This window comes from Nonomuraea sp. NPDC052265 (genome assembly GCF_044547985.1).
GTDB lineage: Bacteria > Actinomycetota > Actinomycetes > Streptosporangiales > Streptosporangiaceae > Nonomuraea.
The window spans coordinates 1-4,335 of record NZ_JBIUBJ010000059.1; the positions used below are offsets into that span (position 1 = coordinate 1).

Genomic DNA, 4,335 nt, shown 5'->3' on the forward strand with positions numbered 1-4,335 from the left:
TCAAAACCCACAGCCCCTACGACCAGGCAACCGCCTGGTCGCACCGATCAAACGACCTCGCTGCTTGACAACAAACGTCCAGGGATGTCTGACCCCACGGCCTGCGGCGACGACGGTCAGGCACCCGGTGGGGCGGGGCCGTCGGGCGGGAGCAGGTCGAGTGAGCGGGCCTTGCGCAGCGCGCTCACCCGGTCGTGCACGCCGAGCTTGCGGTAGAGGTTCTCCTTCGTATTCGAGGTCCCGGTCGCTGTAGCCGGTGCCGTCGCGGCTCATGATGACGCCGCGGATCTGGCCGGGCAGGGAGTCCAGGGGCAGGGCGAGCCGGCGGTCGATGCCGATCGCCTCCCGGCCGGCGCGGTAGGCCTCGCTCCGCCACCAGCGGCCGTCGGCGACGTCGTCCATGGCCAGAGGCGTCCGGTCGCCGGTTCTCGCGTAATGGCGCAGCAGCGGATGCCCGCCCACGCCGGCCCCGCCGACGCGATGCGCCGGTGCACCGAGGGCCAGGTCGCGAACCATGACATCCCGCACCTGCTCGTCTGGGGCAACGGCGGCGGCGGGGTCCCCGTGGGCCGTAACCCGAGCAACATCATCGAGCCGGGTGACGTGTTCCAGATCATCCCGGACCTGAACTCGCGGGTGGATCCCGACAACTGGGAGGGCGGCACCGTCGGCCCCGGCGGCAACGGGCAGGTCGCGCCGCAGGGATGGCCCTACCCCGGCCTGGCCCAGTACTCGGCCGTGCTGCGCTTCAACAACAACCCCGCGGGCTGGACGGGCGACGGGCGGCAGGCGACCGCGTTCAACCGGTGCACGGTCTTCCGGGACAACGCCCCGGCCAGGTTCTCCTTCGGCGTGAACGACCCCGGCCCGGGCGACAACCGCGGCGCCTGGACCTTCCACGTGCTGATCTGGAAGGCGTCCGCGCCGACCACCGGTCCCATGGACAGGTGCAGCCGCAACCTGCCGGCGACCGGGCCGCGCGACCGGGCCGACACCTCCCTGGGAGTCGCCGGCAACGGCAGTTCCGGCAGCTTCCCACCGGGGCCCACGCCGGGCAACTTCCTGCGGCAAGGGGACGTCCTGCGCCTCGAACCCGACTACGCGAGCTGAGCCCGCATGGACTACCTCTTCGCCGACCAGGGGCCCAACGGGACCGACAGACCGGCTGCCGCCTCCGGGTGGCCGTACCCCGATCTGTTCGAGTTGTCGCCCGTCCTGCGCTTCAACAACAACCCGGTCGGGTGGGTGGGCGATCCCATGCAGGCGTTCGATGACTACCAACGGGAGAGTTCGCGCCGGACAGACCAGCAGCGCGAGATGGTCCGGCGCTCCACCGACGAGTCGGCGCGCAGACGCGATCGCGAGGAATGGCGCGCCCGGCGTGACGGTGGCGAGGACGGGCTGAGCCTCGGGACGCAGATCATCCTCGCCGTCGTGGCCCTCGTCGTCTTCTTCCTCGTGATCTACCCGCAGTTGCCCCGCCACTGATCGGAGTCCTTGGGATCGGACTGCAAAGATCAGCCGAGCGTGAACGCCCTGGTGCGGATACGGCGCCGGCTGGGAGGGTGGACCTCATGATGGAGGACTTGCGGGACGCCGAGCGCCGACTCCAGGCCGCGCAGCTCACTGGAGATGTCGAGGCGCTGGATCGGCTGCTGGATGATCGGCTGATCTTTACCTTCGGTGCGAACGTTGCGACCAAGGCGGACGACCTGAAGCTGCACCGCACTCGGGCGCAGGTGGTGACGAGGGTGGCCGAGGAGGAGTTGACGGTGCTCGCCGATGGGCGCACCGGGGTGACATGGTTTCTCGGCACCGTCGAAGGGACCGTCTCCGGTGCGCCGTTTGCGGCCAGGATGCGCTACACCCGTACTTGGCTCTACGACGAGACGCACGGCTGGCGAATCATCGCCGTCCACGCCAGCACGACCGATTGACATAGCCGACACGTTGTCCGGCGACCGGCCGGCTGGTCGTCGGCGAGGTTCGCCCGCCCCCCGGGGGCGGGCCGATGCTCGAAGCCAGGCTATCCCGGCAAGATCAAGGACTGGATCTTGGTGTCCCAGCTCCGGCCCATGCACGAAAGGATCAAAGCCAGAGGATCAGAGACACCCTCTTGGCGAGCGTCATCGAGTCTCGGCCGCGAAGAAGGCGGCCGCCTTTTTTCAGGAAGATCAACTTCTCTCGCAGCTCGGCGTTCTCCCGCTCCGGTTCCCGGATCCGTGCCCGGTCCGGCCCGGTAACCGGCCCGGCTGCTCGTCCTGAGCGTTCACGATCCGATGCCGGTGCACCCAACTGCCCGGCGTGCTGGCGTTGATCCCGAACTCGCGTGCCACCGACGCGACCGTCCGATCGCCCTCCAGCATGTATCGCGGGTGAGAATCCCGTGTTCGTATGCGTAGATCACTGCGTTGTCCGTGGCCTGCTGTGACGCCAACTCTCCAGCAGCCAGCGGCGGCCCGGGCTCACCGGACAGGCGTCCTCGACGAGGCTGCGAGCAGCCGTCGGAGAGCCTCGCCGACAGCTGCTCGCAGCAGCTATCACCTCGGCCACCCTTTTGAGGGCCAGCCGTAGGCACGCGACTTGGTCGCCGCCATCACCCACGCTCCTCCAGTAGTTAGATGATCTTCTATATTGATTTGCGTCTAATCGATCGATTAGACTCACGTCAACTTAGATGAACATCGAATCTGCGAAGGGCTCCACCATGGCGACCGACACCGGTGTGCGCGAGCTCTACGGCACACCGGTCCTGGAATGGATCATCGGCGAGCCGCCGCGGAAGCTGGAGCACCGGCGTGACTTCACCGAGCACCTGGCCTCGGCTGAGCTTCCTCATCCACTCCGCGGGCCTGTGGTGGCCGACACCGGCACGGAAACCGCCATTCGGGTCGATGGGTTCTGGCCCGGAGCGGTGATTGGGCCAGGGCCTGCGGCAGAGCCGAGCAGGGCGGCGCGGCCGGGGTCTTGGCCGCACGCGGCACCGACGCCGCAGGCTGGATGCCGAAGATGATCGCAGGTCCCGGCGTCCGCTCGGTCCCGATCCTCTCCTTGCGCACCGACCTTCACCGCGAACTCTCCGATGCGGCGGCCCGTGGAACCGTTGAGGTGACGGCGTCGACGCCGCTGCGGCCGGTCGACGTCGAAGGCCGCAACGTCCACGCCCGCTTCCCCGGCGGGCCCACCCGCGTGCTGCTGACCGCCCACTACGACGGCGTCGGCGACGCCCCTGAACGCCGGTTCCCCGCCGCCGCGGACAACGCCTCGGGCATAGCCGTGATCCTGGAGGCTGTGCGCGTGTTGACCATGCGTGCTGTACCGGTCGACCTGTCGGTGGCTTTCCTAGACGCGGAAGAAGCCGGTGCGTGGGGCTCGGCCCACCACGCCCCTTCCGTCCATCCGGACACCCTGGTGATCAACCTCGACGGAGCCGCCAAGCTGCACCAGGCCGCCTCCATCGAGGCCGGTGGCCCCGCGCACGCCCCGCTGTCGGTGCTGGACCAGGCCGCCCGCGAAACCGGCGTACCGCTGCGTGCCGGTGCGATGGCCTCCGACAACCGCCGCTACGCCGCCGCCGGGCTGGCCGCGATCGGTATCGGCACGGGTATGCCCGGTTACCAGACGCCCACCGAGACGCCGGACCGCGTCGAGGAGGAAACGCTCCTGGCCGCCGCCCGGCTGGTCACCGCCACTGTCTGGCTGCTGGGTCAGCCCGCGGACTGACCCAGTTCTGTCAGCAGGGCGCGAATGCGATGCTCGATCTCGTCCCTGATCGGCCGCACCGCCTCGATGTCCTGACCGGCGGGGTCGTCGAGCTCCCAGTCCTCATAGCGTTTGCCGGGGAAGATCGGGCAAACGTCTCCGCAGCCCATGGTGATCACCACGTCGGACGCCTCGACTGCGCCCGAGGTGAGCACCTTGGGGTACTGGGCGGTGATGTCGATGCCGACCTCGGCCATGGCCTCGATAGCGACCGGGTTGATCTGGTCGGCAGGCGCTGACCCTGCGGAGCGGACTTCGACCCGGTCGCCGCCCAGGTGGGTGAGCCACCCGGCGGCCATCTGGGAGCGTCCGGCGTTGTGCACGCACACGAACAGGACACTCGGCTTGGCGGGGACGGTCTCAGGCACGGGTGGGCTCCTCTGCGGTGCGAAACAGGCGGCGGCCGGCCAGGCTGACGTAGACCAGGGCGACCAGGACGGGGACCTCGATGAGCGGGCCGACCACGCCCGCGAGGGCCTGGCCGGAGGTGACGCCGAAGACGCCGACCGCCACGGCGATGGCCAGCTCGAAGTTGTTGCCGGCGGCGGTGAAGGCGAGGGTGGTCGTCTTGTC

6 protein-coding genes are annotated in these 4,335 nt (G+C 69.2%); 4 read left to right on the forward strand and 2 right to left on the reverse strand.

Annotation, left to right across the window (positions count from 1 at the left end):
• The first annotated feature begins 435 nt into the window (after positions 1 to 435).
• From ACIHAD_RS48720 to ACIHAD_RS48735, 4 genes are all read left to right on the forward strand, one after another.
• The gene (locus ACIHAD_RS48720; protein ID WP_397361725.1) at positions 436 to 1,110 is read left to right on the forward strand and encodes a hypothetical protein; all 675 of its coding nucleotides are present in this window, start codon (positions 436 to 438) and stop codon (positions 1,108 to 1,110) included.
• 6 nt (positions 1,111 to 1,116) lie between these two features.
• Entirely contained in the window at positions 1,117 to 1,488 is a 372-nt protein-coding gene (locus ACIHAD_RS48725; RefSeq protein ID WP_397361726.1) for a hypothetical protein, read from the forward strand.
• A gap of 86 nt (positions 1,489 to 1,574) precedes the next feature.
• Positions 1,575 to 1,937 carry a nuclear transport factor 2 family protein gene (locus ACIHAD_RS48730; RefSeq protein WP_397361727.1) on the forward strand — a complete coding sequence of 121 codons (363 nt, stop codon included), beginning with the start codon at positions 1,575 to 1,577 and terminating at the stop codon, positions 1,935 to 1,937.
• Positions 1,938 to 3,000: 1,063 nt separating this feature from the next.
• Positions 3,001 to 3,723 carry a M28 family metallopeptidase gene (locus ACIHAD_RS48735; protein WP_397361728.1) on the forward strand — a complete coding sequence of 241 codons (723 nt, stop codon included), beginning with the start codon at positions 3,001 to 3,003 and terminating at the stop codon, positions 3,721 to 3,723.
• Here ACIHAD_RS48735 and ACIHAD_RS48740 read toward each other — a convergent pair.
• Positions 3,708 to 4,130 carry an arsenate reductase ArsC gene (locus ACIHAD_RS48740; protein ID WP_397361729.1) on the reverse strand — a complete coding sequence of 141 codons (423 nt, stop codon included), beginning with the start codon at positions 4,128 to 4,130 and terminating at the stop codon, positions 3,708 to 3,710. The genes ACIHAD_RS48735 and ACIHAD_RS48740 overlap by 16 nt on opposite strands.
• Positions 4,123 to 4,335 (reverse strand): arsenic resistance protein (locus tag ACIHAD_RS48745; protein WP_397361730.1); only part of this gene is annotated, 213 nt, incomplete at its 5' end. The genes ACIHAD_RS48740 and ACIHAD_RS48745, both read right to left, overlap by 8 nt.

Excerpts from the sequence above, each read along its gene's own strand:
- ACIHAD_RS48720 (WP_397361725.1), top strand. The coding sequence starts at position 436 with ATGGCGCAGCAGCGGATGCCCGCCCACGCCGGCCCCGCCGACGCGATG.
- ACIHAD_RS48725 (WP_397361726.1), top strand. The coding sequence starts at position 1,117 with ATGGACTACCTCTTCGCCGACCAGGGGCCCAACGGGACCGACAGACCG.
- ACIHAD_RS48730 (WP_397361727.1), top strand. The coding sequence starts at position 1,575 with ATGATGGAGGACTTGCGGGACGCCGAGCGCCGACTCCAGGCCGCGCAG.
- ACIHAD_RS48735 (WP_397361728.1), top strand. The coding sequence starts at position 3,001 with ATGCCGAAGATGATCGCAGGTCCCGGCGTCCGCTCGGTCCCGATCCTC.